At 68.6% G+C, this 23,265-nt stretch carries 19 protein-coding genes and 4 pseudogenes; 17 read left to right on the top strand and 6 right to left on the bottom strand.

All coding sequences use genetic code 11. The features are described 5' to 3' along the window. The first annotated feature begins 102 nt into the window (after window positions 1–102). The 4 genes from Q0379_RS04860 to Q0379_RS04845 all read left to right on the top strand — a co-directional run bounded on the left by Q0379_RS04860 (window position 103) and on the right by Q0379_RS04845 (window position 4,398). The gene (locus Q0379_RS04860) at window positions 103–984 is read left to right on the top strand and encodes a LysR substrate-binding domain-containing protein (RefSeq protein ID WP_299005024.1); all 882 of its coding nucleotides are present in this window, start codon (window positions 103–105) and stop codon (window positions 982–984) included. Between the two features lie 51 nt (window positions 985–1,035). Continuing rightward, window positions 1,036–2,079 carry a lysine-2,3-aminomutase-like protein gene (locus tag Q0379_RS04855; protein WP_299005021.1) on the top strand — a complete coding sequence of 348 codons (1,044 nt, stop codon included), beginning with the start codon at window positions 1,036–1,038 and terminating at the stop codon, window positions 2,077–2,079. 134 nt (window positions 2,080–2,213) lie between these two features. After that, on the top strand, window positions 2,214–3,092 hold the full coding sequence (locus tag Q0379_RS04850) for a 3-hydroxybutyryl-CoA dehydrogenase (protein WP_299005016.1): 879 nt from the start codon (window positions 2,214–2,216) through the stop codon (window positions 3,090–3,092). Between the two features lie 280 nt (window positions 3,093–3,372). Next, the gene (locus Q0379_RS04845; RefSeq protein WP_299005013.1) at window positions 3,373–4,398 is read left to right on the top strand and encodes a helix-turn-helix domain-containing protein; all 1,026 of its coding nucleotides are present in this window, start codon (window positions 3,373–3,375) and stop codon (window positions 4,396–4,398) included. A gap of 85 nt (window positions 4,399–4,483) precedes the next feature. Here Q0379_RS04845 and feoB read toward each other — a convergent pair whose 3' ends face one another. Both feoB and Q0379_RS04835 read right to left on the bottom strand, forming a co-directional pair. After that, window positions 4,484–6,346 carry a ferrous iron transport protein B gene (feoB, locus tag Q0379_RS04840; protein WP_299005054.1) on the bottom strand — a complete coding sequence of 621 codons (1,863 nt, stop codon included), beginning with the start codon at window positions 6,344–6,346 and terminating at the stop codon, window positions 4,484–4,486. Between the two features lie 64 nt (window positions 6,347–6,410). Then, window positions 6,411–6,746 (bottom strand): FeoA family protein, encoded by a 336-nt coding sequence (locus tag Q0379_RS04835; protein ID WP_299005011.1) that lies wholly within the window; start codon window positions 6,744–6,746, stop codon window positions 6,411–6,413. A 188-nt stretch (window positions 6,747–6,934) separates the two neighbouring features. Here Q0379_RS04835 and Q0379_RS04830 point away from each other — a divergent pair, with 188 nt between their 5' ends. From Q0379_RS04830 to Q0379_RS04820, 3 genes and pseudogenes are all read left to right on the top strand, one after another. Then, window positions 6,935–8,209: an EAL domain-containing protein gene (locus Q0379_RS04830; RefSeq protein WP_299005007.1), complete on the top strand. Its 1,275-nt coding sequence runs from the start codon at window positions 6,935–6,937 to the stop codon at window positions 8,207–8,209. Between the two features lie 274 nt (window positions 8,210–8,483). After that, window positions 8,484–8,696 (top strand): annotated as a pseudogene (locus tag Q0379_RS04825) (Ada metal-binding domain-containing protein); the annotation flags it as partial. 11 nt (window positions 8,697–8,707) lie between these two features. Continuing rightward, entirely contained in the window at window positions 8,708–9,409 is a 702-nt protein-coding gene (locus Q0379_RS04820) for a 2OG-Fe(II) oxygenase (RefSeq protein ID WP_299005004.1), read from the top strand. Between the two features lie 181 nt (window positions 9,410–9,590). On the opposite strand, the gene Q0379_RS04815 is transcribed toward Q0379_RS04820, so the two are convergent. Beyond that, window positions 9,591–10,157 (bottom strand): NnrU family protein, encoded by a 567-nt coding sequence (locus tag Q0379_RS04815; protein ID WP_299005001.1) that lies wholly within the window; start codon window positions 10,155–10,157, stop codon window positions 9,591–9,593. A gap of 147 nt (window positions 10,158–10,304) precedes the next feature. On the opposite strand from Q0379_RS04815, the gene Q0379_RS04810 reads away from it, so the two are divergent. The 7 genes from Q0379_RS04810 to Q0379_RS04780 all read left to right on the top strand — a co-directional run bounded on the left by Q0379_RS04810 (window position 10,305) and on the right by Q0379_RS04780 (window position 17,130). After that, window positions 10,305–11,165, top strand: coding sequence for a TIGR01459 family HAD-type hydrolase (locus Q0379_RS04810; protein ID WP_299004998.1), 861 nt, complete (start codon window positions 10,305–10,307; stop codon window positions 11,163–11,165). A 60-nt stretch (window positions 11,166–11,225) separates the two neighbouring features. Then, entirely contained in the window at window positions 11,226–11,648 is a 423-nt protein-coding gene (locus tag Q0379_RS04805) for a MaoC family dehydratase (protein WP_299004995.1), read from the top strand. Beyond that, window positions 11,648–12,604: a bifunctional riboflavin kinase/FAD synthetase gene (locus tag Q0379_RS04800; RefSeq protein ID WP_299004992.1), complete on the top strand. Its 957-nt coding sequence runs from the start codon at window positions 11,648–11,650 to the stop codon at window positions 12,602–12,604. Before Q0379_RS04805 ends, Q0379_RS04800 begins: the two co-directional genes overlap by 1 nt. A 173-nt stretch (window positions 12,605–12,777) precedes the next feature. Beyond that, window positions 12,778–12,822 (top strand): hypothetical protein, encoded by a 45-nt coding sequence (locus Q0379_RS04795; protein WP_181242883.1) that lies wholly within the window; start codon window positions 12,778–12,780, stop codon window positions 12,820–12,822. Between the two features lie 76 nt (window positions 12,823–12,898). Next, entirely contained in the window at window positions 12,899–15,808 is a 2,910-nt protein-coding gene (ileS, locus tag Q0379_RS04790; RefSeq protein ID WP_299004989.1) for an isoleucine--tRNA ligase, read from the top strand. A gap of 141 nt (window positions 15,809–15,949) precedes the next feature. Beyond that, window positions 15,950–16,447 (top strand): signal peptidase II, encoded by a 498-nt coding sequence (gene lspA, locus Q0379_RS04785; RefSeq protein ID WP_299004986.1) that lies wholly within the window; start codon window positions 15,950–15,952, stop codon window positions 16,445–16,447. 113 nt (window positions 16,448–16,560) lie between these two features. Further along, window positions 16,561–17,130, top strand: coding sequence for a DUF3035 domain-containing protein (locus Q0379_RS04780; RefSeq protein ID WP_299004983.1), 570 nt, complete (start codon window positions 16,561–16,563; stop codon window positions 17,128–17,130). 64 nt (window positions 17,131–17,194) lie between these two features. Here the strand turns inward: Q0379_RS04780 and Q0379_RS04775 are convergent, their stop codons facing one another. The 3 genes and pseudogenes from Q0379_RS04775 to Q0379_RS04765 all read right to left on the bottom strand — a co-directional run. Beyond that, window positions 17,195–18,106, bottom strand: coding sequence for a TraB/GumN family protein (locus tag Q0379_RS04775; RefSeq protein ID WP_299004980.1), 912 nt, complete (start codon window positions 18,104–18,106; stop codon window positions 17,195–17,197). A 58-nt stretch (window positions 18,107–18,164) separates the two neighbouring features. Then, on the bottom strand, window positions 18,165–19,106 hold the full coding sequence (locus Q0379_RS04770; RefSeq protein WP_299004977.1) for a TraB/GumN family protein: 942 nt from the start codon (window positions 19,104–19,106) through the stop codon (window positions 18,165–18,167). 58 nt (window positions 19,107–19,164) lie between these two features. Beyond that, window positions 19,165–20,213, bottom strand: a pseudogene (locus Q0379_RS04765) (TraB/GumN family protein); the annotation flags it as partial. Window positions 20,214–20,311: 98 nt separating this feature from the next. Between Q0379_RS04765 and mutL the strand changes: the two are divergent. From mutL to Q0379_RS04755, 3 genes and pseudogenes are all read left to right on the top strand, one after another. Continuing rightward, window positions 20,312–22,135: pseudogene (gene mutL, locus Q0379_RS04760) on the top strand (DNA mismatch repair endonuclease MutL); the annotation flags it as partial. Between the two features lie 662 nt (window positions 22,136–22,797). Further along, window positions 22,798–23,010 (top strand): annotated as a pseudogene (locus tag Q0379_RS24150) (hypothetical protein); the annotation flags it as partial. 42 nt (window positions 23,011–23,052) lie between these two features. After that, window positions 23,053–23,265, top strand: a 213-nt coding sequence (locus Q0379_RS04755) for a hypothetical protein (RefSeq protein WP_299004973.1), incomplete at its 3' end; no start/stop codon positions are given.

Here is a 23,265-nt window from a genome sequence, read left to right as displayed (position 1 = left end):
CAGCGGCGCCGCGAGGTTGAATATGGCGCGCGCGCCGCCGCTTTGCGAACGATGCTATTTGTGAGAACCTGTGAGCTGAACTAACAACCTTGAGCGCACCCAATGCGCCTGCCGCCCTTTTCGTCCCTGGTCGCCCTTGAGGCCGCCGCCCGCCATCGGAGCTATAGCCGCGCGGCGGATGAGCTGTTCGTGACCCACGGCGCGGTCAGCCAGCAGGTCCGCAAGCTGGAGGACGAGTTGGGAGTCCAGCTATTCGCCCGGCGGGGCAACCAGATGGAGCCGACGCCCACCGGCGCGGCGCTGGCGGCTGAGGTCCGCCAGTCGCTCGACAGCTTGCGCGGCGCGGTCGAGACCGCCCGGCGCGCGGCGAGCGGCCCCATCGTGATCTCGGCCGGCCCGGCCTTCGCCACCAGCTGGCTGTCGCCCCGCCTGGCGCGACTTTCGGACGAGACAGGCGAGCTGGACTTGACCATTCGCGTCGAAGATCGGGTCGCGGACCTCGCCACCGACGGCGTGGACGTCGCCCTGCGCTACGGTGTTGGCCCTTGGCCAGGCATGCAGTCGGTCCGACTGATGGACGAGCGGATTTTCCCGGTCTGCAGCCCGGCCATGCTGTCGCGTCATCCTGTCGAGAAGCCCGAAGACCTGCTTTCAGCCCCGCTGCTCCGCCACACCGACCTGCCGTGGTCGGTATGGTTCCGCGCCATAGGGATCGAGCCGCCCGAGCCGCGCCCGGCCCTGGGCTTTGATGGCTCGGCGATGATGCTGGACGCGGCCGCGCAGGGCCTTGGCTTCGCACTGGCCCGAGGGGGCTACGCCAAGCGCCAACTGGACGAAGGCCTGCTGGTGCGCCCCCTGCCGGGCTCGATCGACGTCGAGACCGGCCACAACTTCGTCTGGCGCGCCGAGAACCCCAAGCTGCCGCGCATCCTCAAGCTGCGCGACTGGTTCCTGGCGGCGACCGAGGGCGAGCGAAAGGCCTGAGGGCGGCCTTATTTGCCTCCGCTGCGGAAATCCCGCATATCCCCGCGCCTCATGTCCCTCGCCGCCAAGACCCTCCGCGACGCCCGGTCGCTGGCCGACGCCGGCTTGATTTCGTCCGAGCGCCTGCCGGCGCTGGAAGCTGTGGCGGCGCGCTATGCGGTGGCGATCACCCCCGCCATGGCCGAGCTGGTCGATACGGCCGATCCCCAAGACCCGATCGCCCGCCAGTTCGTCCCGGCCCCCGAAGAGCTGGTCGCCAGCCCCGGCGAAGACGACGACCCGATCGGCGACTCTATCCACAGCCCTGTGGATGGAATCGTCCATCGCTATCCCGACCGCGTGCTGCTGAAGCCGACCCACACTTGCGCGGTCTACTGCCGGTTCTGCTTCCGGCGCGAGATGGTCGGGCCCGAGGGGCTGTCGAACCTGACGCCGGCCCAGCTGGAAGCCGCCTTCGCCTATATCGCCGGCCGGCCGGAGATCTGGGAGGTCATCGTCACCGGCGGCGATCCGTTCGTGCTCTCCCCCCGGCGATTGGCCGAGCTGATCGATCGCCTGGAGGCGATCGAGCACGTCAAGGTCATCCGTTTCCACACGCGCGTCCCGGCCGTCGACCCGGCCGCTGTCACCGCCGAGCTGGTGGCGGCCCTGAAGCGCTCGACCAAGGCGGTCTATGTCGCCCTGCACGCCAACCACGCCCGCGAGCTGACCCCGGCCGCCCGCGCCGCCTGCGCGCGGCTGGTCGACGCCGGGATCGCCATGGTCAGCCAGACCGTGCTGCTGAAGGGCGTCAACGACGATCCCGAGACCCTGGCGGCGCTGATGCGGGCCTTCGTCGAGACGCGGATCAAGCCCTACTACCTGCACCACGGCGACCTCGCCCCCGGCACCGCTCATCTGCGCACCACGCTGGAGGAAGGCCAGGCGATCATGCGGGCCCTGCGCGGTAGCCTCTCAGGCCTGGCCCAGCCGACCTATGTGCTCGATATCCCCGGCGGCCACGGCAAGGCGCCCGTGGGGCCGAACTACCTTTCGGAAGGCGCGGTCGAGGACCCGAACGGCCGCCGCCACGCCTATCCGCCCGCCGACCCCTGAGACGAATGGACGCCTCTCGGTTGCAACGCAGCAAAGCCTTGGCGGCGGCGTGGTTTCTCGTGTTAGAAAAGTCGGCATAGTCGAAGGCGTGGGCGCGACAGCCCGGCGCGATATCGAGCGAAGGCTTGGCGTTCATGAGTGAAATCAAGACGGTCGGCGTGATCGGCGCCGGCCAGATGGGGGCGGGCATCGCGCATGTCGTCGCCCTGGCCGGTTACGGAGTGAAGCTGCACGACGTTTCGCGCGAGCGGATCGACGCCGGCCTCGCCGTCATCGAGAAGAACATGACCCGCCAGGTGGGTCGTGGGATCATCGACGACGCCGCCATGAAGGCTGCCCTGGAGCGCATCGCTCCGGCCGAGACTCTGGAGGCCATCGGCGCGACGGACCTCGCCATCGAGGCCGCCACCGAAAACGAAGAGATCAAGAAGTCGATCTTCCGCAGCCTGCAGCCGCACCTGAAGCCCGACACGCTGCTGGCCTCGAACACCTCGTCGATCTCGATCACCCGCCTGGCCTCGGCGACCGACCGCCCCGAGCGGTTCATCGGCCTGCACTTCATGAACCCGGTGCCGTTGATGAAGCTGGTGGAGATCATCCGCGGCATCGCCACCGACGTGCCGACCTACGAGACGGCCGTCGCCTTCGCCAAGTCGCTGGGCAAGATCACCAGCAACGCCGAGGACTTCCCGGCTTTCATCGTCAACCGCGTGCTGGTGCCGATGATCAACGAGGCGATCTACACCCTGTACGAAGGGGTCGGCACGGTCGACGCCATCGACACGGCGATGAAGCTGGGCGCCAACCACCCGATGGGCCCGCTCGAGCTGGGCGACTTCATCGGCCTCGACACCGTGCTGAGCATCATGAACGTGCTCCACGAGGGTCTGGCCGATAGCAAGTATCGCCCCTGCCCGCTGCTGGTGAAGTATGTCGAGGCCGGCTGGCTGGGCAAGAAGACCGGTCGCGGCTTCTACGACTATCGCGGCGAAACCCCGGTCCCCACCCGGTAAGCCTGCTTCAAAGAAGAGCGGAACCGTCGCGAATTCATCGATTCAAGACCGTTCCGCTCTCCCGAAGCTGGCGGGATGGGGTCCCGACAGCTGGTCGCCCAAGCTCTGGCGGCGAGCCGGCGAACCTCTTCGCGGCTCGCCAATTTCCCCACCGGCGCGCCCCGAAAGCGCGCTTCTTCTCGCCCGCCAAGGCCAAGTTGTCATTGACCAGAGATCCACGTTCTCTTGCCTTGCCGTCCGTTATGGCGGCGTCGCGCAAACGCTTCCCGCATAACGCGAAATGAGCGGCTCTGCCCGTCGAGACCTCTGGATCCTGGACGCCCGCGAGCGCGCGGACGCGGGCCAAAGATATCGCGAAGCCTGCGCTCACCTCTTCGATGTCACCCTGATGACGCCGGACGAGGCCTTCTACAATCGCATGGAAGGCTACAATCTCGGCGGCGTGGTCCTGGCGCGCTGCTCCGGCGTGCCGCAGCGCTTCCACCGCAAGCTCTCGCACATCGCCGCCGACGCCTCGGACTCGATCATGGCCGTGCTGGAGCTGGAGTCCGGCGGCTGGCGCGGCGACTATGATGGCCGCCCGGCGAACAGCCAGTTGGGCGCGATCCGCCTGATCGACATGTCCCGCCCCTTCGACATGGTCACCGAGCGCTTCGAGACCGTGCATCTGGTCCTGTCGCGCGCGGCCCTGGAGCCCCAGACGGCCGATCTCGATTTCCACGGCTGCGTCGTCAGCGAGGAAAGCCCAAGCGGCCGCCTGCTGGGCTCGCATATCCGCGCGACCTGGGCCGGCGCCGCGGCGATGTCGGCGACCGACCTGACCCTGGCCGGCAAGGCCGCGGCGGCGCTGGTCAGCGCGGTGATCCTGGCCCATGGCGCCCCGGCCAGCGACGACATCCGGCCCGTCGAGAAGATGCTGCTGGCCTCGGCCCAGCGGTTCGTGATCCAGAACCTCTCGGATCCCGATCTGTCGCCGGAAGCGGTCCGCGACCACCTCGGGGTCTCGCGCAGCCTGCTCTACAAGGTGTTCGAGCCCGTCGGCGGGGTCAGCGCCTTCATCCAGGCGCGTCGCCTGGACCAGGCCTTCGACGAGATCACCAGCGACCAGGCCAATCAGCAGACCCTAGCCGAGATCGGCTATCGCGTGGGCTTCCGCTCCGACGCCCACTTCAGCCGCGCCTTCCGCGCGCGCTTTGGCATGACCCCGGGCCGCCTGCGCACCCTGGGCGAGCCGGCGCGCCGCGAAGGGCTCTCGGCCATCGAGCGACCCGACGACGTGTTCGATTGGCTAAGGGGGCTTCTCTAGGGGCTAGCCTGAGGACAGGCGATAAACCCGCCTTCCTGGGCCTTGTGCCCAGGAAGGCGGGTTGGGGTTGGTGGGCCGGAAGGCCCTAGCCCGCGCCCAGCGCCACGGCGACGTGGTAGGTGATGAACGAGGCCAGATAGGCCAAGCTGACCATGTAGACGAACATCACGGTCGGCCAGGTCCAGCCGTTGGTCTCGCGCTTGACCACGCCCAGGGTCGCCGCGCACTGCGGGGCGAAGACATACCAAGCCAGGAACGACAGGGCCGTGGCCAGGGACCACTTGGTCGCCAGGACGCCGCCCAGGGTCGTGGCCGCCGCGTCGGCGTCGCCGCCCACCGCATAGACCGTGCCCAGCGCGGCCACGGCGACCTCGCGAGCCGCGAAGCCCGGGATCAGGGCCACGGTCATCTGCCAGTTGAAGCCAATGGGGGCCATGAGCGGAGCGATGAAGTGGCCGATGCGGCCGGCGAAGCTGTAGTCGATGGCCGGCCCCGTCGCGCCTTCCGGCGGATAGGGGAAGGTCGACAGCACCCAGACGGCCACCATCAGCGGCAGGATGATGCGGCCGGCGCGACTCATGAAGATCCGGGCCCGCGTCCAGAGATTCATCAGGACGTTGCGAGGCTCCGGCCAGCGATAGGTCGGCAGCTCCATCATGAAGGGCTCGACCGCGCCGCGCCAGAAGACGCGCCGGATCACGAACGAGACCAGCAGGGCTGAAACGATGCCGCCGGCGTAGAGGCCGAACATGACAAGCCCCTGCAGCGACAGCACGCCCCAGACGGTCTGCTTGGGAATGAACGCCCCGATGATCAGGGTGTAGACAGGGATACGCGCCGAGCAGGTCATCAGCGGGGCGACCAGGATCGTGGTCAGCCGGTCCTCGCGGTTGTCGATCACGCGGGTGGCCATGATGCCGGGAATGGCGCAGGCAAAGCTGGACAGCAGCGGGATGAACGCCCGCCCGTGCAGGCCGGCGCCGCCCATGATCTTGTCCATCAGGAAGGCCGCGCGGGCCATGTAGCCGCTGTCCTCCAGCATCAGGATGAAGAAGAACAGGATCAGGATCTGCGGCAGGAAGACGAGCACGCTGCCGACGCCGGCGATCAGGCCGTCGGCGATGAAGCTGGTCAGCAGGCCGTGCGGCAGGTGAGCGTTGGTCCACTCGACCAGGGCCGCGAAGGCGCCGTCGATGCCGTCCATCACCGGCGTGGCCCAGGTGAACACCGCCTGGAACATCACGAACAGCAGGGTCAGCAGGATCACGAGGCCGGCGACGGGATGCAGCAGCACGCCGTCGATCTTGCCGGTCACGGTGTCGGGCCGCTCGGGCGGCTTCACGCAGGCCTTGAAGATGCGCTGGGCCTCGGCGTGGGCGGCGCGAATCTCGGCGGCGGACGGCTCGCGCCAGACGCTCTCGGCCTCGGGCTTCTGGGCCGCGACCAGGCCCTCGACCTGCTCCAGCAGCTCGGGCAGGCCGCGCTTGCGGGTGGCGACGGTGGTGACGATCGGCGCGCCCAGCTCCTGCGACAGGCGCTCAAGGTCGATCCGCAGCCCCTGGCGCTGGGCGATGTCGAACATGTTGAGGGCCAGGACGAACGGTCGGCCCACCTGCTTGAGTTCGAGCACTAGGCGCAGGACCAGCCGCAGATTGGTGGCGTCGGCGACGCAGATCAGCGCCTCGGGCGCGGCCTCGCCGGCCAGCTTGCCCAGCACGGCGTCGCGGGTCACGGCCTCGTCCGGGCTGCGGGCCCGCAGGGAATAGGTGCCGGGCAGATCGAGCACACGCATCGACCGGCCGCTGGGCGCGGTCAGCACGCCCTCCTTCCGCTCGACGGTGACGCCGGCGTAGTTGGCGACCTTCTGGCGGCTGCCGGTCAGGGCGTTGAACAGCGCGGTCTTGCCGGAGTTGGGATTGCCAACCAGGGCGACCCGGGCGGGCTCCAGAGGCGCAGTCTTGCGGGTGCTGTCGGAAACGGTGGCGGCGACGCCGGTATCGGAGGTCAAGGTCTTAGCGTCCGTCGAACTTCACCGATACGGCGCCGGCCTCGCGGCGACGCAGCGCCACGCGGGTGTCGTCGACGCGGACCGCGATCGGGTCACGCCCGAACAGGCCCTGGTGCAGCACCTCGATCCTCGCGCCTTCGACGAAGCCCATCTCCAGCAGGCGCCGCTCCAGCTCCTCGGCGGCGACCGCCTCGGCCGCGCCGGAGACGCCGGTGACCTTGACGATCACGCCGCGATCGCCCGGCCCGGCCACGGCCAGGGGGCGAACACCGGCCGGATCCCCCGTGGGATCGACGACGGCGGGCTCGAATTCGGGGGACAAGGCGAACGCTTCGGACATAACCGCTCCGATAAGATTGCGAACGATTATCAGTCGAGCGCGCGAATGTCGATTCAGCGAAAATACGGAGGCGGTGTATGTTCCCCGTTAAGGATCCTTGGGACCGTTTGGCGCAGGGGCGTTAATCTATTCGACTCTTGGCGTTCGGATCGGTCTGATGATCCGTATCGATTCGTATGGGCGAAATGATGCGTAAGCTGATGCTGGCGCTCCTGACGGGGGCCTATCTTTGTCTGGCCTTGATCGTCTCCCTCTTCCTCTGGAGGATGGGCGCGACCCCGGCTGTCGGCGTCTCGGCGTTCATCGGCATGCTGGGCCTATGCTTTGCTTTCCACGGCCTGCTGGCTCAGACCTTCCTGGGCGCGGCCCTGCGCCTGGACATCGACACCGTCCGCGAGGCCCACGCCATCCTGCTGGACCAGGTCGAGAAGGTGGACAGCCGCGTCACCGACTTGATGGAAGTGGTCGCCGCCGACGCCCAGCGCCGCACCGAGGCCCTGTCCAGCGAAGTCAGCCACCTGGAAGACCTCGTCCACAAGATGAACGACCGGCTGGAGCGCCAGCTGAGCCAGATGAGCCAGCCTGGCGCCGCCGCCCCGCGCGGTCCGCTGAGTGATCGCGCCCCGCAGGGCGACCGCCTGCTGCGCATGGTGCAGGAGGCCCTGGCCGACAACCGCGTCGACCTCTACCTGCAGCCGATCGTCAGCCTGCCCCAGCGCCGCGTGGTCTATTACGAAAGCTTCTCGCGTCTGCGCGACGAGACCGGCCGCGTGCTGATGCCCGCCGAATATCTGGCGGTCGCCGAGCCGGAAGGCCTGATGGCCAATATCGACAACCTGCTGCTGTTCCGCTGCGTGCAGATCGTCCGTCGCCTGGCCAAGCAGGACCGCAAGGTCGGCATCTTCTGCAACATCTCGCTGGCCAGCCTGGGCGACGAGGCCTTTTTCCCGCAGTTCCTGGAGTTCATGCAGGAGAACAAGGACCTGGCCGGCGCGGTGATCTTCGAGCTGGGCCAGGACGCCTTCGAGCGCCGCGGTCCGGTCGAGGCCCGCCACATGGCCCGCCTGGCCAGCCTGGGCTTCAGCTTCAGCCTCGACAAGGTCGTGGACCTGGACATCGACTTCCAGGACCTGGCGCGCGCCGACGTTCGCTACCTGAAGGTCGCCGCCCAGATGATGCTGAACGAGCTGGAGGAGCAGGACGGCAAGCTGGTCATCGCCTCGCTGCCCGACCTGAACGCCGCCGACTTCGCCTCCCTCACCCGCCGCTACGGCATCGAGGTCATCGTCGAGAAGGTCGAGGCCGAGAAGCAGGTCGCCGAGATCCTCGACCTCGACATCGGCTACGGCCAGGGCAACCTGTTCGGCGAGCCGCGCGCCATCCGCGACGCGATCCTGGCCGAGGCCGAGCCGCCGGCCGACTTCATGCGCGGCGCGCCCCGTCGTCGGGCGGTGGGTTGGTAGGCGAGCACCGCGCAGGACTAGGCCTAAACGCCTGAAGCCGCCTTCCTGGGCCTTGTGCCCAGGACCCAGCGTTCCGCTGTTGGTGCGCGGATCGGTGTTCCGGGCCTTTCGGCTTCGTATCACTCCAAGCGTTGAGCTCGCCGCCAGCATGGGTCCTGGGCACAAGGCCCAGGAAGGCGGAATTAAGCGGGCTCACAAACCCGAGCTCCCCCGCAAGCATCGGAATGACGCCGCCCTGCGTTGGCGGCAGGGTCTCCCGCGAAAGGAGCCCCTCATGACCTACGACACCGAAGACGCCCGCTGGGCCGCCTGGGAGGCGCGCGATCGCGCCGCCGACGGCGCCTTCTTCGTCGCCGTCCGCACCACCGGCGTCTATTGCGTCGCCAGCTGCGCCGGCCGGCCCCTGCGCAAGAACGTCGAATTCCACGACACGCGCGAAAGCGCCCGCGCCGCCGGCTTCCGCGCCTGCCTGCGCTGCAAGCCCGACCGCGAGGCCGCGTGAGCCCAAATTCCATGCCTCTCGACTGGACCCGTATCGGCGCCGAGCTCGACGCGCGCGGCTGGGCCCTGACCGGGCCGCTGCTGAAGCCCGAGACTTGCGCGGCGATCGCCGAGCTCTATCCGCAGGACGCGGGTTTCCGCAGCCGGGTGGTCATGGCGCGCCACGGCTTCGGGCGCGGCGAGTACAAGTACTTCAGCTATCCGCTGCCCGACGTCGTGCAGCGGCTTCGGCAGGGGCTGTATGGCCCGCTCGCCCAGGTCGCCAACCGCTGGGCCGAGCGGCTGGGCCAGGACTGCCGCTTCCCCGAGAGTCTGGACGACATGCTGGCCCGCTGCCACGCGGCGGGTCAGGTCCGGCCGACGCCGCTGCTGCTGACCTACGGCCCCGGCGACTACAACTGCCTGCACCAGGACCTCTATGGCGAGCACGTCTTCCCGCTGCAGGCGGCGTTCCTGCTGGACGAGCCCGGCCGCGACTTCGAGGGCGGCGAGTTCGTGATCGTCGAGCAGCGCCCGCGCCAGCAGTCGGCCCCGCAGGTCGTGCCGCTGAAGCAGGGCGAGGGCGTGATCTTCGCGGTCCGCGAACGCCCGGCGGAAGGGACGCGCGGCGTCCATCGGCGCGTGCTGCGGCATGGCGTCAGCGAGGTGCGGTCGGGGCGGCGGCGGACGATGGGCGTGATCTTTCACGATGCGACGTAGGGCGGGAGCTCGAACAGTTCCTCCCCCGCGATGCGGGGGAGGTGGCCCAGGGGGCCGGAGGGGGCTAGCTGGGCCTACGCCGTGCTCGCCCCCTCAGTCGCTGAGTTTATCCTCGGGCGCGCGCTTCGCGCGACCCGGGGGCGACAGTTCCCCCGCATCGCGGGGGAGCATCTTGAAGGCCTCACCCCATCGGCGAAACGCCGAACAACACCCGGTGCAGGAACATCACGAACACCACGTACAACACCGTCCCGGCCGCCACAGCGATCACGTCCGCGATCGGCTTGGTCACGACCGGCGCGGGCTCCTTGCGGTTGACCGCCGAGATCAGGTCCAGGATCGCCCAGGCCAGGAAGGCGCCGAACAGCACCACCGAGGCCAGGTCGCCGTTGGCCAGCAGGTGGCCGCTGGCCCAGGCGATGGTCCCCAGCAGCATCGGGTGGCGCACCGTGGCCTTGATCCGCCCGACCGGACCGTTCGAGCCCGCCAGCAGCACAAACGCGATCCAGACGAGGCCCATGGCCGCGTGACGCCCCCAGGCCGGCGGGTCGTAGACCTGCGGCGCGGTCGGCCGGGCGGCGATCCAGCCCAGGATGATCAGCACGAAGCCCAGACCCGCGATCAGCGAATAGAGTCCTCTCCAGCGCTTCTCGCTGGCGGCGATCTGAGCGTCGCGCAACGGCGCGGCCAGGATCCGCACCGAGTGGATCCCTAAGAACACCACAAGACCCAGGATCAATATCGTCATCGGCCCCTCCCAAGGTTGGCGGGAGGATAGCCACGGAACGCGGATCTTCGGAAGCGTCGCCGCGCGGCCTTGAATTCCGGCGCGCGGGAGAACAGCTAAGGGCCCGGCGACATTGACGCCCCGCCTCCCGACCGGTACCGCCGCAGCATGATGGATTTCCCGCCTGGCCTGAGCGCCCTTTCCGACCGCTACGACGTGGTGCTGTGCGACGTCTGGGGTGTGATCCACAACGGGGTGGCGAGCTTTCCGGAGGCCTGCGCGGCCCTGACGACATGGGGCCAGCAGAAGGGCCCGGTGGTGCTGATCTCCAACTCGCCGCGCCCGTCGGCCGACGTGGTCGCGCAGTTGGACAGCCTGGGCGTTCCCCGCTCGGCCTGGAGCGGCTTCGTCACCTCGGGCGATGCGACGCGGGCGCTGTTGGCGCCGCACGCCGGGACCAAGGTCTGGAAGGTCGGCCCCGAACGCGACGCGCCGCTGTGGGCCGGCTTCGACCTGACCCTGGCCGGTTGCGAGGACGCCGACTTCATCCTGTGCTCGGGCCTCTATGACGACGAGAACGAGGTCCCGGAGGACTATCGCGACCGGCTGAATGTCGCCGCCGACCGAGGCCTGCTGTTCATCTGCGCCAATCCCGACCGCGTCGTGCAGCGCGGCGACAAGCTGATCTTCTGCGCCGGCGCCCTGGCCGACCTCTATGAGAGCCTGGGCGGCAAGGTGGTGATGGCCGGCAAGCCTTACGGCGCGATCTACGACCTGGCATTGGCCGAGGCCGAGCGCCTGCTGGGCCGTCCCGTCGATCGCGACCGCGTCCTGTGCGTCGGCGACGGCGTGATCACCGACGTGAAGGGCGCCCACGACCAGAAGCTGGCCTGCCTGTTCATCGCCAAGGGCATCCATGGCGAGAAGGCGATCGGCCCGGACGGTCGCTTGAACCCGGAGGCTGTGTTGGCCCTGCTCGAAGCCGAGCAGGTCGGCGCCACGCACGCCGTCGGTGATCTGGTCTGGTGATCGGGTTTCGAAACGCTATGCTGTGTGCAGCGCACAATAAGAGCCCGAGGGGAAAGCGTCATGCAGGGTAAGTTTCTGGAAGAGCTGAGCGTCGGCCAATCCGCCGAGCTGGTCCGCACCGTCGGCGAGGCCGACATCGAAGCCTTCGCCGAGGTCACCGGCGACAACAATCCCGTCCACCTGGACGCCGACTACGCGGCCAAGACGAGCTTCGGCGAGCGCATCGCCCACGGCATGCTGTCGGCCGGCTACATCTCGGCGGTGCTGGGCACCACCCTGCCCGGCCCCGGCGCGATCTATCTGTCGCAGACCCTGCGCTTCAAGCGGCCGGTCAAGATCGGCGACGAAGTCACCGCCCGCGCCACCATCACCGAAATCGACGAGGCCAAGGCCCGCGTCACCTTCGCCACCGTCTGCCTCGTGAACGGCAAGCCGGTGGTCGAGGGCGAGGCCGTGGTCATGGTCCCCCGCAAGGCCGCCTGATGCCCCTGAAGACGATCCAAGCCTGGAAGGACCTGCCGGCCGAGGCGCGCGGCGCCTCGGTGGCGTTGGGCAATTTCGACGGCGTCCATCGCGGCCACCAGCAGGTGATCGCCCAGGCCGCGAAAGCCGCCCTGGCGGGCAAGACCCCGCTGGGCGTCGTCAGCTTCGATCCGCATCCGCGACGCCTGTTCCGGCCGACCGAACCGGCCTTCAAGCTGATGACCCACGCCCAGCAGGCCCGCGCCCTGGGCGGGCTGGGCGTGGATCTCTTCTACCTGCTGCCGTTCGACTTCGAGATGGCCAGCTTCGGCGACCGCGAGTTCGTCGAGAAGGTGCTGGTCGAGGGCCTGGGCGTGAAGCACGTGGCCGTCGGTTTCGACATCTCGTTCGGCCGCGGCCGCACCGGCAGCGCCGAGCTGATGAAGGCCTATGGCGACGAATACGGCTTCACCGTCTCGGTGGCCGAGCCGGTTTCCGACACTTCCAAGGAAGGCGGCGACGGCGAGAAGTTCTCCTCGACCGCCGTGCGGGAGGCTCTGCGGGATGGCCGACCCGACCAGGCGGCGCACATCCTGGGCCGACCGTTCGCCATCGAGGGCGTGGTCCGGCGCGGCCAGCAGCTGGGCCGGCAGCTCGGCTTCCCGACCGCCAATGTCGAGGTCGAGGACTATGTGGTTCCCAAGCTCGGCGTCTACGCCACCCGCACCCGCCTGCCCGACGGGCGCGAGGTTCCGGGCGTGGCCAACCTCGGCAACAATCCGACCACCGGCATCGTCGAGACCCGGTTGGAGACCTGGCTGTTCGACTTCGACGAAGACCTCTACGGCCAGATCATCGAGACCGACCTCGTCGCCTTCCTGCGGCCGGAGCTGAAGTTCGACAGCCTGGAGCTGATGATCGAGCAGATCCGCCGAGACGAGCAGGCGGCCCGGGCGATCGTGGCGCCGGTGTTTTAGGGGATGCCAGTTCCTCCCCCGCACGCGGGGGAGGTAGCCCAGAGGGCCGGAGGGGGCTAACTCGGCCGACCTCCAGCTCGCCCCCTCAGTCACTCCGTGACAGCTCCCCCGCATCGCGGGGGAGCATCTTGTCAGGCTGGCTTTGCCGCCGCCCCTCTGCTATCCCCCACGCCATGAGTTCCGTTCGGAAGATTTCGCGAATTATCCGCCCGGCGTGACGCCGCCGGACGATCCTCCAGCGCGCGCCGGGTTCTCCCGCCCTCTTCCGAAATTTCCAGAGCCGGATTCCATCCCATGGCCGACGACGCCACGCCCGCCCGCGACTATCGCGAGACCGTCTTCCTTCCCGACACCCCGTTCCCGATGCGCGCGGGCCTGCCCAAGAAGGAGCCGGAAATTCTGGAGGGCTGGGCCGCCCTCTCCGACAAGGGCCTGTACGGCGCGGTGCGCGCCAAGCGCCAGGCCGACGGCGCGCCGCTCTATGTGCTGCATGACGGCCCGCCCTACGCCAACGGCGCGATCCACATCGGCCACGCCCTGAACAAGACGCTGAAGGACTTCGTGGTCCGCAGCCGCTTCGCCCTCGGCTACGACGTCGACTACGTGCCGGGCTGGGACTGCCACGGCCTGCCGATCGAGTGGAAGATCGAGGAGAAGTTCCGCGCCCAAGGCCGCCGCAAGGACGAGGTCCCGGCCGAGGAGTTCCGCCGCGAATGCCGCGCCTATGCCGGCCAGTGGATCGAGGCCCAGAAGACCGAGTTCCAGCGCCTGGGCGTGCTGGGCGACTGGTGGAACCGCTACGCCACCATGGACTTCTCGTCCGAAGCCACGATCGTCGCCGAGTTCCATAAGTTCCTGGCCACCGGCCAGCTCTATCGCGGCTCCAAGCCCGTGATGTGGAGCCCGGTCGAGCGCACGGCCCTGGCCGACGCCGAGATCGAGTACCACGACCACGTCTCGCCGACGATCTGGGTGAAGTTCCCGGTGGTCGAGGGCTCCGAGGCCGCCCAGGGCGCCAAGCTGGTGATCTGGACGACCACGCCGTGGACCATCCCGGCCAACCGCGCGGTCTCATACAAGCCCGACATCCCCTACGCCGTCTTCGAGGTGAAGGCGCTGGAGGAAGGCCTCGAGTTCGAACCCTGGGCCAAGCCGGGCGATCGCCTGATCATCGCCGAGAAGCTGGCCGGCGACGTCTTCAAGGCGGCCAAGGTCGCGGCCTGGGAGAAGGTCGAGAGCGTCGACTGCGAAGGCATGGTGCTGGCCCATCCGCTGGCCGAGCTCGACAGCCACTACGGCTTCGCGGTGCCGATGCTGGCCGGCGACCACGTGACCGACGACGCCGGCACCGGCTTCGTCCACACCGCCCCGGGCCACGGCGCCGACGACTATCAGGTCTGGCTGGCCCACGGCCACCGCGAGATCCCCGACACCGTCGATCCGGACGGCGCCTACTATCCGCATGTGGCCCTGTTCGCGGGCCTCAAGGTGCTGGAGACCGAGGGCAAGAAGGTCGGCAAGTTCGGGCCCGCCAACGGCGCGGTCATGGAAAAGCTGATCGAGGCCGGCAACCTCTTGGCCCGCGGCCGCGTCGAGCACAGCTATCCGCATAGCTGGCGCTCGAAGGCCCCGGTGATCTTCCGCAACACGCCGCAGTGGTTCATCCGCATGGACCACGCGGTGGACAGCCTGGGCGGTAAGACCCTGCGCGAGGTCGCGGTGCAGGCCATCGCCGACACCGCCTTCCACCCCGACGCCGGCCGCAACCGGATCGGGTCGATGGTCGAGACGCGTCCGGACTGGCTGATCAGCCGCCAGCGCAACTGGGGCACGCCGCTGGCCATGTTCGTGGACAAGCACACCGGCCACCCGCTGAACGATCCCGAGGTCAACGCGCGCATCCTGGCGGCCATCCGCGAGGGCGGCGCCGACGCCTGGTTCACCCGTCCGGACGCCGACTTCCTGGGCGCGCACGACCCGGCTCAGTACGAGAAAATCACCGACATCCTCGATGTTTGGTTCGATAGCGGCTGCACCCACGCCTTCACGATCGAGGGCCGCGCCGACAGCCACTGGCCGGCCGACCTCTATCTGGAAGGCTCGGACCAGCACCGCGGCTGGTTCCAGTCCTCGCTGCTCGAAGGCTCCGGCACTCGGGGCCGCGCGCCCTACAAGGCCGTCCTGACCCATGGCTTCACCATGGACGAGAACGGCGAGAAGATGTCAAAGTCCAAGGGCAACACGGTCGAGCCGCAGGCGATCACCAAGGAGTCCGGCGCCGAGATCCTGCGCCTGTGGGCGGCCATGGTCGACTATTCGGAGGACCAGCGGATCGGCAAGACGATCCTGGCCACCACGACCGACGCCTATCGCAAGCTGCGCAACACCATGCGCTACCTGCTGGGGGCCCTGGCCGGGTTCACCGAGGCCGAACGGGTCACCGACTACGCCGACTTCCCGCCGCTGGAGAAGTACATCCTGCACCGCCTGTGGGAGCTGGATGGCCAGGTGCGCGAGGCCTATGAGAGCTACCGCTTCTCGGATGTGATCCGGCCGCTGATCGAGTTCTGCCAGGGCGACCTGTCGGCGCTGTACTTCGACGTCCGCCGCGACAGCCTCTATTGCGACCGCCCCGACGCCCTCAAGCGCCGGGCCTATCGCACGGTGCTGGACGAGGTCTTCAACCGCCTGACCATCTGGCTGGCCCCGCTGGCCAGCTTCACGATGGAAGAGGCCTGGACCACCCGCTTCCCCGAGGCGGGGCCGGTGGCGCTACGGGTAATCCCGGCGCGCGTGGACGCGTGGCGCAACGACGCCGAGGCCGCCCGCTGGGCCAAGGTCGAGAAAGTCACCTCGGTGGTCACTGGCGCCCTGGAAGTCGAACGCCGCGAAAAGCGCATCGGCTCGGCGCTGGAGGCCGCGCCGGTCGTGCACGTCGCCGACGCCGACCTGCTGGCCGCCTTCGAGGGCCTGGACGCGGCCGAAGTCTTCCGCACCAGCGCCGCGACCCTGGTCGCCGGCGACGCCGGCGCCTTCCGCGTCGACGAGGTCAAGGGCGTGTCGGTCGATCCCAACCGCGCCGAAGGCCAGAAGTGCGCCCGCTCGTGGCGGATCCTGCCGGAGGTGGGAACCGACCCCCGCTATCCGGAGCTTAGCCTTCGCGACGCCGACGCCGTGGCCCACTGGGACGCGACGCACGGCTAAAGAAGTCTCCCTCTCCCATGGGGAGAGGGGTAGGGGTGAGGGGGTAAACCGGCTGGCGGCATACCCCCTCACCTCCCACCGCTTCGCGGTGGGTCCCTCCTCTCCCGATGGGAGAGGATTTCAGAACGGGGGACGACGCCCTTGAAAATCACCCGCCTCGGCTGGACCGCCTACGCGATCGCCGCCGCCGTCCTGGTGCTGGACCAGCTCTCCAAGCTCTGGATCCTCGGGCTCCTGGGCCGAGCGCAAGGCGCCAGCGTCCCACTGCTGGGGCCGCTGCACCTGACCATGGTCCATAACTACGGCATGAGCTTTGGCCTGCTGAAGAACAGCGACTGGGGCCGCTGGCTGCTAATCGGCTTCTCGATCGTCGTGGTGATCGGCCTGGCGATCTGGGCCCGGAGGGCGACGAAGCTCCTCCCCGCCCTGGGCATCGGCATGATCATCGGCGGCGCGATCGGCAACAATCTGATCGATCGGGTGCTGTACGGCTATGTCGTCGACTTCATCGACGTCTCGCGGCTCTATTTCCCCTGGGTGTTCAACGTCGCCGACTCGGGGATCTCGATCGGGGTGGCGCTGCTGCTGCTGGACAGCTTTCTCTCCGAGGAGAGCAAACTGTCGCATCAGACCGAGTAGTTTTGGCCGATTGCCGCCGCAATCGCGTGGGACATTGGCGCCCGCGCGAGGATGTCGTATCGAGAGCGTCCGAATTTTTGGGCCGGGGGTCGGCTCTGCTGGAGCATGGTTTGATGAGTTTCAAACGGGTCGCCGCTGTTAGCGCCCTGACCGTCGTGGCCGCGATCGGCCTGGCCGGCTGCACCTCGACCAAGAAGGCCCTGGGGATGGACAAGGTCGTCCCCGACGAATTCCGCGTGGTCAGCAAGGCGCCGCTGGTGGTGCCGCCCGACTATTCGCTGCGTCCGCCGGCGCCCGGCGAGCCGCGCCCGCAGGAGCTGCAGCCCGAAAGCGCCGCCCGCGCCGCCCTGATCGGCCAGAGCAACGCCGCTGGCCGCTCGGAAGGCGAGAAGCTGCTGGTCGCCCGCGCCGGCTCGGAAAAGGCCGATCCGCTGATCCGCTTCGTCGTCGATGACGAGAACGGCGACCTGGCCCACAAGGACGAGAGCTTCGCCAGCAAGGTGATGTTCTGGAAGAAGGGTCAGAAGACCACCAACGTGACGACGGCCGCCGAAGCCGGCGCCAACGCCCCGATGGAAGTCGACGCCGCCGCCGAAGAGGCCCGCCTCAAGAAGCTGGTCGGCACGGGCGGCGTGGTCATCAGCCGCGAGAAGAAGGGCGGCATCAAGCTGCCGGGCCTCTAGGGCTCGACCTTCCGCTAAGATGCAAGACGGCCCGGAGCCTCGCGGTTCCGGGCCGTTTTTACGTTTATTGGTCGTCGATCTGCGCTGGATTTTCGATCCGGTAACCGCGCTTGCGAAGCTGGTCCAGCACCCCACCCTCGCGCAGCAGCGCGAGGAGCGGGACGAAGGCCACGGCGCCCTCGCCCCGATCCAGCCTCGCCCCGATCGCATCGACCATCTGCCCGTCGCTGTTCTCCGACGCCGCCTGCAGCGACGATATCGACTGGACGCAGGGATCATAGGTGGCGGGCCCAAGCATGATGGCCCTGACGTCGCCGTTCATCCAGGCCTGAGCCCTCTGCTGGCGCATCGCGACGGGATCGCGCGGCCGGATCGCCCACCGCACGCAGGCCAGGCCGTCACGCCCGCCAAGCTCGAGGCCGGTCTTCGCACCTTGCGCCACCTCGCCGCCGGCCGGAACGATCTGGGCGCCGAGCCGCCTTGCCCGGGCCTGCAGGTCCTGCGACTTCCCAGGCTGGGGTTTGGCGCGGGCGTCCAGGTCCGTCTTGATCAGCAGCCCGGCGAAATTCGGTCGGTAGTTCGAATAGAAGTCGGGCTTGCGGCGAGCCGCCGCCGCGATTTCAGACACCCGCGCGCGTTCAGCCTCGGTCAGCTCCTGCCTCCAGTCGCGGTCGGCTTTCAAGAGGTTGCCTTCCAGCTTGGTCTTGCTGGGCGGAACGACGAGAACTTGACGCGTGGCCTTCACGCGCCGGTCGAACGCCTTACTGTCCCATTTCGCGTCCGCCGGGACGGAGACTCCGACGCCCAGCACCCAGACCTTGGCCGAGCCCTTGGACACGCTCCACCACGCCGGCCCGGGCGTGCGCGCGTTGACGACCAGGGCCTCGATAAGCGCCGGCTCGTCACCGGCGTCCTGAGCCAAGCTCGGCGTCACCCAACCGAGCGCGGTCGCCAACACCATCGCAGCCAGTCGCAAGACGCCCCCTCCGCAACCTGAGATATTGTCCACATCTCGGATCAAGCCATGGACGTCGTCAATCCCCCGGCGTCCGCACCGTGATCCCGCGCGCCCGCAGCTTGTCCAGCACGCCGTTCTCGGCGACCAGGGCGCGCAGGGGGAAGTAGGCGACCGCGTGGCCGGGGGTCTTCAGCAGGTCCGTCAGGGCCTGGACCTCGTCGTCGACCAGCTGGCGCTTGAGATCGGCGACGCCGGGCATCAGCAGCTCGCAGCGTTCGGCGCTGCGAGGACCGGCCAAGGCGTCCTTGACCCGTCCCTGGGCCCAGGCGTCGGCCGCCGCGCGCACCGGCGCGGGTCCCGCCTCGGTCGCGTCGAGCGTCTCGGACAGGCAGGCGAGTCCGGCCTCCTCGCTATGCTCGCGCACGAGCGACCTCAGCATCGGCATGGCCTTGTGGACCGCCGCCGGCCGCGTCTTCACCCGCCGCTTGCGGGCCAGGTCGCCGATGGTTCGGTCGGGTTCGGAGACCTTGAGCTGGGCCTGGCTGTTGGTCTTGGTGTTGAGCTGCAGGGCGACGTACAGCGGCTTCCAATCCTTCCAGCCATTCGGATCCTTCGGCTCGACGGCCGTCCAAGCGCGCTGCAGGCGCGCGGCGAGGGCTGGGGCGTTCCGCGCCCAATCGTCATCGCCCTTCAAGCTCTTGCGGAGCTTCAGAAGGCCCGGGATATCGGTGAGGCCCGCGCGCCATTCCGGCGGCTTCACCACGGCGAAGGCGCCCTCCAGACGCCGCTCGAGGACCGACTTGTCCCAGGCCATGCCCTTGGGCAGGGCGCTGGGCGTTCCCATCACATAGATCGTTGTGTCGCCGTCCGAGACGCGCCACCAGGCCGGGCCTGGCAGCTTGGCGCTGACCACCAGGGCCTCGACCACATTGGCCTGAGGATCATCGATGACTTGCGCGCGCGCCGCGCCGCCCGTGGTCGCCGCAGCCAGCGCAAAGCCGATCAGGATCGTCCGCATCGCACCCCTCCCGTGTGTCGGCTCAACCCTCGGAGGACCGTGTGGCGGAAGCTTGGCCTTATTCAGGCGCGGTTACGGTGAAGCCCTTGGCGCGCAGGCGATCCAGCACGCCGCCCTCGGTCAGCAGCGAGCGCAGCTCAATCACCGCCACGGCCTTGCCGGGCTTCTTGAGAGCCGAGGCGATGGCGCCGACCGCGTCGTCCTGGCCGTCCTTGAACTGGCGGGCGATCCAGGGCGTGGAGGCCAGGCAGCGCTGATAGCCGCGCTCGGCCGAGACGACCTCGCGCACCTGTCCCTCGGCCCATTGCTCGGCGGTCTCGCGAACGCCGGCCAGGCCGTTCTCGGCCTCCTTCAGGCCCGCGTCCAGGCAGAGCTCCTGCAGCGGCCGCGGCGCCTCGGCCAGCGACTTGACCATGCCGATCAGGTCGTAGTCGTCCAGCTTCTTGATACGCGGCGGCGCCTTGACGTCCTTGCTCTTGGAGAGGTCGCGGATGCGGTCGGTCAGGTCGCCCACGGTGATCGAGACGCCGCCGCCGCGGTCGTTGGCGATGATGAAGCCCGCAAGCGCCGGCTTCATGTCGTCGTATTCGCTGACCGGCTTGCTTCGGGCCTTCAGCCGCGTCTCCAGCCGCGCGCGCAGTTCGGGCGGCAGGGTGTCACGCATGGGCCTGTCCGTCATGAACGGCTTGCCCCGGCCGGGGACCAGGGCCAGCAGACTGAGGATCCTGACCTCGGGCTCCTGGCCGATGATCAGGACGTTGGCGCCGTCCAGCCGTCGCCGCAGCACCGAGACGTCGAAGTCCAGCTTTCGCGGCGTGAAGGCGGGGACGCCCATCACGTAGACGGTGGTGTCGGCGTCCGAGACCTTCCACCAGGCCGGCCCCGGCAGGCGGGCGTTGACGATCAGCGCCTCGACCAGGTTGGCCTGGCTGTCGACCGGGGTCAGGTCCACGGGCTTGGCCTGATGGATCGAGACCTCGTTCTTGCCTTGCGTCTGAGCAAGCGCCGAACTCCCCATCAACAGGGAAAGCGCCAGGCCGGCGGCGGCGAAACGGGTCAGCGTCACTATCTTCAGTTCCTCGAACGAAGGCGGAATCGAGCTAAGGTTCTCGATCTCCCTCTGGTTGGCCGATCGGCCTTCGTTCGGCAACTTAAGGAGTTGCAATGTCGGCGGTCCGCCGGCGTGCCTCGTGAAAGTCCGCTTGATGCCCATCCGCCGCCTGCCGCCCGAGACCGTCAACCGCATCGCCGCCGGCGAGGTGGTCGAGCGGCCGGCCAGCGCCATCAAGGAGCTGGTCGACAACGCCATCGACGCCGGAGCCACGCGGATCGAGGTCGAGGCCCACGGCGGCGGCCTGACCCGCATCCTGGTGGCCGACGACGGTTGCGGCCTGACGGCCGAGGAGCTGCCGGTCGCCATCGAGCGCCACGCGACCTCGAAGCTCGCGCCCGACGCCGACGGCCTGTGGGACCTCTTGCGCATCCACACCATGGGCTTCCGGGGCGAGGCCCTGCCGTCGATCGGCTCGGTGGCGCGGCTGCAGATCTCTTCGCGCGCCAAGGGCGAGAAGGACGCCTTTTCGATCCTGGTCGAGGGCGGCCAGGTCGGCGATGTCGCCCCCGCCGCCTTCCCCGGCCCGCACGGCGCGCGGATCGAGGTGCGCGACCTCTTCTACGCGACTCCGGCCCGTCTCAAGTTCATGAAGTCCGAGCGCGCCGAGGCCCTGGCGATCACGGAAGAGATCAAGCGCCAGGCCATGGCCAACGAGAGCGTCGGCTTCTCGCTGGACATCGACGGCCGCCGCGTGCTGCGGCTGCCGCCCGAGCATCCGGGTCCGCAGGGGCGTCTCGCGCGCCTCGCCGCCGTGCTGGGCCGCGAGTTCCAGGACAACGCCCTGGAGATCGACCAGACCCGCGACGGCGTGCGCCTATCGGGCTTCGCGGGACTGCCGACCTACAACCGCGGCAACGCCGCCCACCAGTATCTGTTCGTCAACGGCCGCCCGGTTCGCGACCGCCTGCTGCAAGGCGCCCTGCGCGCGGCCTATGCCGATTTCCTGGCCCGGGATCGCCATCCGACGGCGGCCCTTTATGTGACGCTCGATCCGACCGAGGTCGACGTCAACGTCCACCCGGCCAAGGCCGAGGTGCGCTTCCGCGATCCGGCCCTGGTGCGCGGCCTGATCGTCGGGGCCCTGCGCCACGCCCTGGCCGGCGCCGGCCACCGAGCGTCGACCACCGTGGCGGCCCAGGCGCTGGACAGCATCCGCGCCCAGCAGAGCCCGTTCCCCGGCTACCACCCCCAGTATCAGCCTGGCCCGTCGGCCGCCGGCTTCTCGGCCTGGCGCGAGGGCGGCTGGACGCCGCCGACCCGGCGTCCGATGGACTTGCCGGGGCTTTCGGAAGTCTCGGCCAGGGTCGAGCCCGCCTATGGCGGCGAACTGGCGGAGGTGGTGCGCGAGGCCTATGGAGCCGTCGCTTTCGACGACCATCCGACCACGGACTACCAGAGTGGTGGCGCGCCGTTCGACCCCATCGACTATCCGCTCGGCGCGGCCCGGGCCCAGGTTCACGAGACCTATATCGTCGCCCAGACCCGCGACGGCATGGTCATCGTCGACCAGCACGCCGCCCACGAGCGGCTCGTCTACGAGCGGATGAAGGGCGAGATGGCGGCCGGCGGCGTGGCGCGCCAGACCCTGCTGCTGCCCGAGGTCGTCGACCTGGATCCCGCCGAGGCCGAGCGCGTCGTCGCTCGGGCCGAGGAGCTGGCCAGCCTTGGCCTCGTCATCGAGAGTTTCGGGCCCGGCGCGGTGCTGGTGCGCGAGACGCCGGCCCTGCTGGGCAAGACCGACGCGGCGGGCCTTATCCGCGACATCGCCGACGACCTGGCCGAGAACGGCGCGGCCCTGGCGCTGAAGGAACGGCTGGAGGAGGTCTGCTCGACCATGGCCTGCCACGGCAGCGTCCGCGCCGGCCGCCGCCTCAACGGCGCCGAGATGAACGCCCTGCTGCGCGAGATGGAGGCCACGCTTACCGACGCGGCGATCGCCATGTTCGGCACCTTGATGGGACGCGCTCATCTTCGTGCCCGCAAACGCCTGGAACAGGGGATCGCGATCTCGGGACGCGAAGGCCGCGACCGGCTGATGCGCATCGCCACTGTGCTGGAAACAGTTAGCCGGGCAGCACGTGCCGGTGAAGATATCGGCGCGGCCCTCAGGGATATCGTGCCTCTCGACATGCTCGATGCCGATGCCGCGATCATCCGTCGTACCGCGGCACCTCACAGGGACGATGTGCTAAGCGAGATCGCAGCCGAGTACCGGACCTTCAAGCGAACAGGACCTCTATTCCTGCAAACGCTCGATTTCCACGGTCGGGCCGGCACCGCGGCATTGCGCGACGCGATGGCGATCCTGTCGAATCTTGATGGCGACTGGCGCAAGCCCCTCCCTGCCGACGTTCCGCTCGGTCATGTCGAGCGGCGCTGGCACCGCCATGTCGTGGTCGCCGGCAAGATCGACCGGACGCACTGGGAGATGGCGACTTACGGCGCGCTCACCAATGCACTGGCCTCGGGTGATATCTGGGTGCCGAGGTCAAGGCTGCACAGGTCGCTGGACGTGCTGCTCGCGCCGTTATCCGGCGCAGCGCTGCAACCGCCGTTCTCGCTCGGTAATCCACACGCATGGCTCGATCAGCGCGCCGCGCAGCTCGACAGCGCCTTGCGCGACGTCGCCCACAATCTGGCCGGACGCGATGCTGCCCTGTTCGCTGGCGAGCGTGCCGTGATGCTTTTCGAGTTCTACCGCAAGGACGGCGCGCTTTGGTTCATCGCCTCGTGGCAGGAGTGTTTTTGCCGAAGCCGGAAGGCTGCAACTTCATCAACCACAAGAACGGCGACAAACGAGATAATCGGGCAGAAAACTTGGAATGGGTGACAATGGCCCGGAACAACCGCCATGCGCGTGAGACTGGTCTCAACCGGCAGCATGGCGAGAATTGCAATCTGACCAACTACGGTGCGCAGCTTGTTGCCGCGTTGAAGCGTGTTCACGAGCGTTTTCAGTGCTCGAACCGCGAGCTGGCCCTTCTATTCGATATGTCCGAAATGCAAGTCGGCGACATCCTGAAAGGACGGACCCGCGCCCAAGGG

The sequence above is a fragment of the uncultured Caulobacter sp. genome (assembly GCF_937900395.1).
GTDB lineage: Bacteria > Pseudomonadota > Alphaproteobacteria > Caulobacterales > Caulobacteraceae > Caulobacter.
This window is presented reverse-complemented; position numbering and strand designations above follow the sequence as displayed.

What these genes read in the sequence shown, in the direction of transcription:
- Q0379_RS04860 (WP_299005024.1), top strand. Translation starts at nt 103, where the DNA reads ATGCGCCTGCCGCCCTTTTCGTCCCTGGTCGCCCTTGAGGCCGCCGCC.
- Q0379_RS04855 (WP_299005021.1), top strand. Translation starts at nt 1,036, where the DNA reads ATGTCCCTCGCCGCCAAGACCCTCCGCGACGCCCGGTCGCTGGCCGAC.
- Q0379_RS04850 (WP_299005016.1), top strand. Translation starts at nt 2,214, where the DNA reads ATGAGTGAAATCAAGACGGTCGGCGTGATCGGCGCCGGCCAGATGGGG.
- Q0379_RS04845 (WP_299005013.1), top strand. Translation starts at nt 3,373, where the DNA reads ATGAGCGGCTCTGCCCGTCGAGACCTCTGGATCCTGGACGCCCGCGAG.
- Q0379_RS04835 (WP_299005011.1), bottom strand. Translation starts at nt 6,746, where the DNA reads ATGTCCGAAGCGTTCGCCTTGTCCCCCGAATTCGAGCCCGCCGTCGTC.
- Q0379_RS04830 (WP_299005007.1), top strand. Translation starts at nt 6,935, where the DNA reads ATGCGTAAGCTGATGCTGGCGCTCCTGACGGGGGCCTATCTTTGTCTG.
- Q0379_RS04815 (WP_299005001.1), bottom strand. Translation starts at nt 10,157, where the DNA reads ATGACGATATTGATCCTGGGTCTTGTGGTGTTCTTAGGGATCCACTCG.
- Q0379_RS04810 (WP_299004998.1), top strand. Translation starts at nt 10,305, where the DNA reads ATGATGGATTTCCCGCCTGGCCTGAGCGCCCTTTCCGACCGCTACGAC.
- Q0379_RS04805 (WP_299004995.1), top strand. Translation starts at nt 11,226, where the DNA reads ATGCAGGGTAAGTTTCTGGAAGAGCTGAGCGTCGGCCAATCCGCCGAG.
- Q0379_RS04800 (WP_299004992.1), top strand. Translation starts at nt 11,648, where the DNA reads ATGCCCCTGAAGACGATCCAAGCCTGGAAGGACCTGCCGGCCGAGGCG.
- ileS (WP_299004989.1), top strand. Translation starts at nt 12,899, where the DNA reads ATGGCCGACGACGCCACGCCCGCCCGCGACTATCGCGAGACCGTCTTC.
- Q0379_RS04780 (WP_299004983.1), top strand. Translation starts at nt 16,561, where the DNA reads ATGAGTTTCAAACGGGTCGCCGCTGTTAGCGCCCTGACCGTCGTGGCC.
- Q0379_RS04770 (WP_299004977.1), bottom strand. Translation starts at nt 19,106, where the DNA reads ATGCGGACGATCCTGATCGGCTTTGCGCTGGCTGCGGCGACCACGGGC.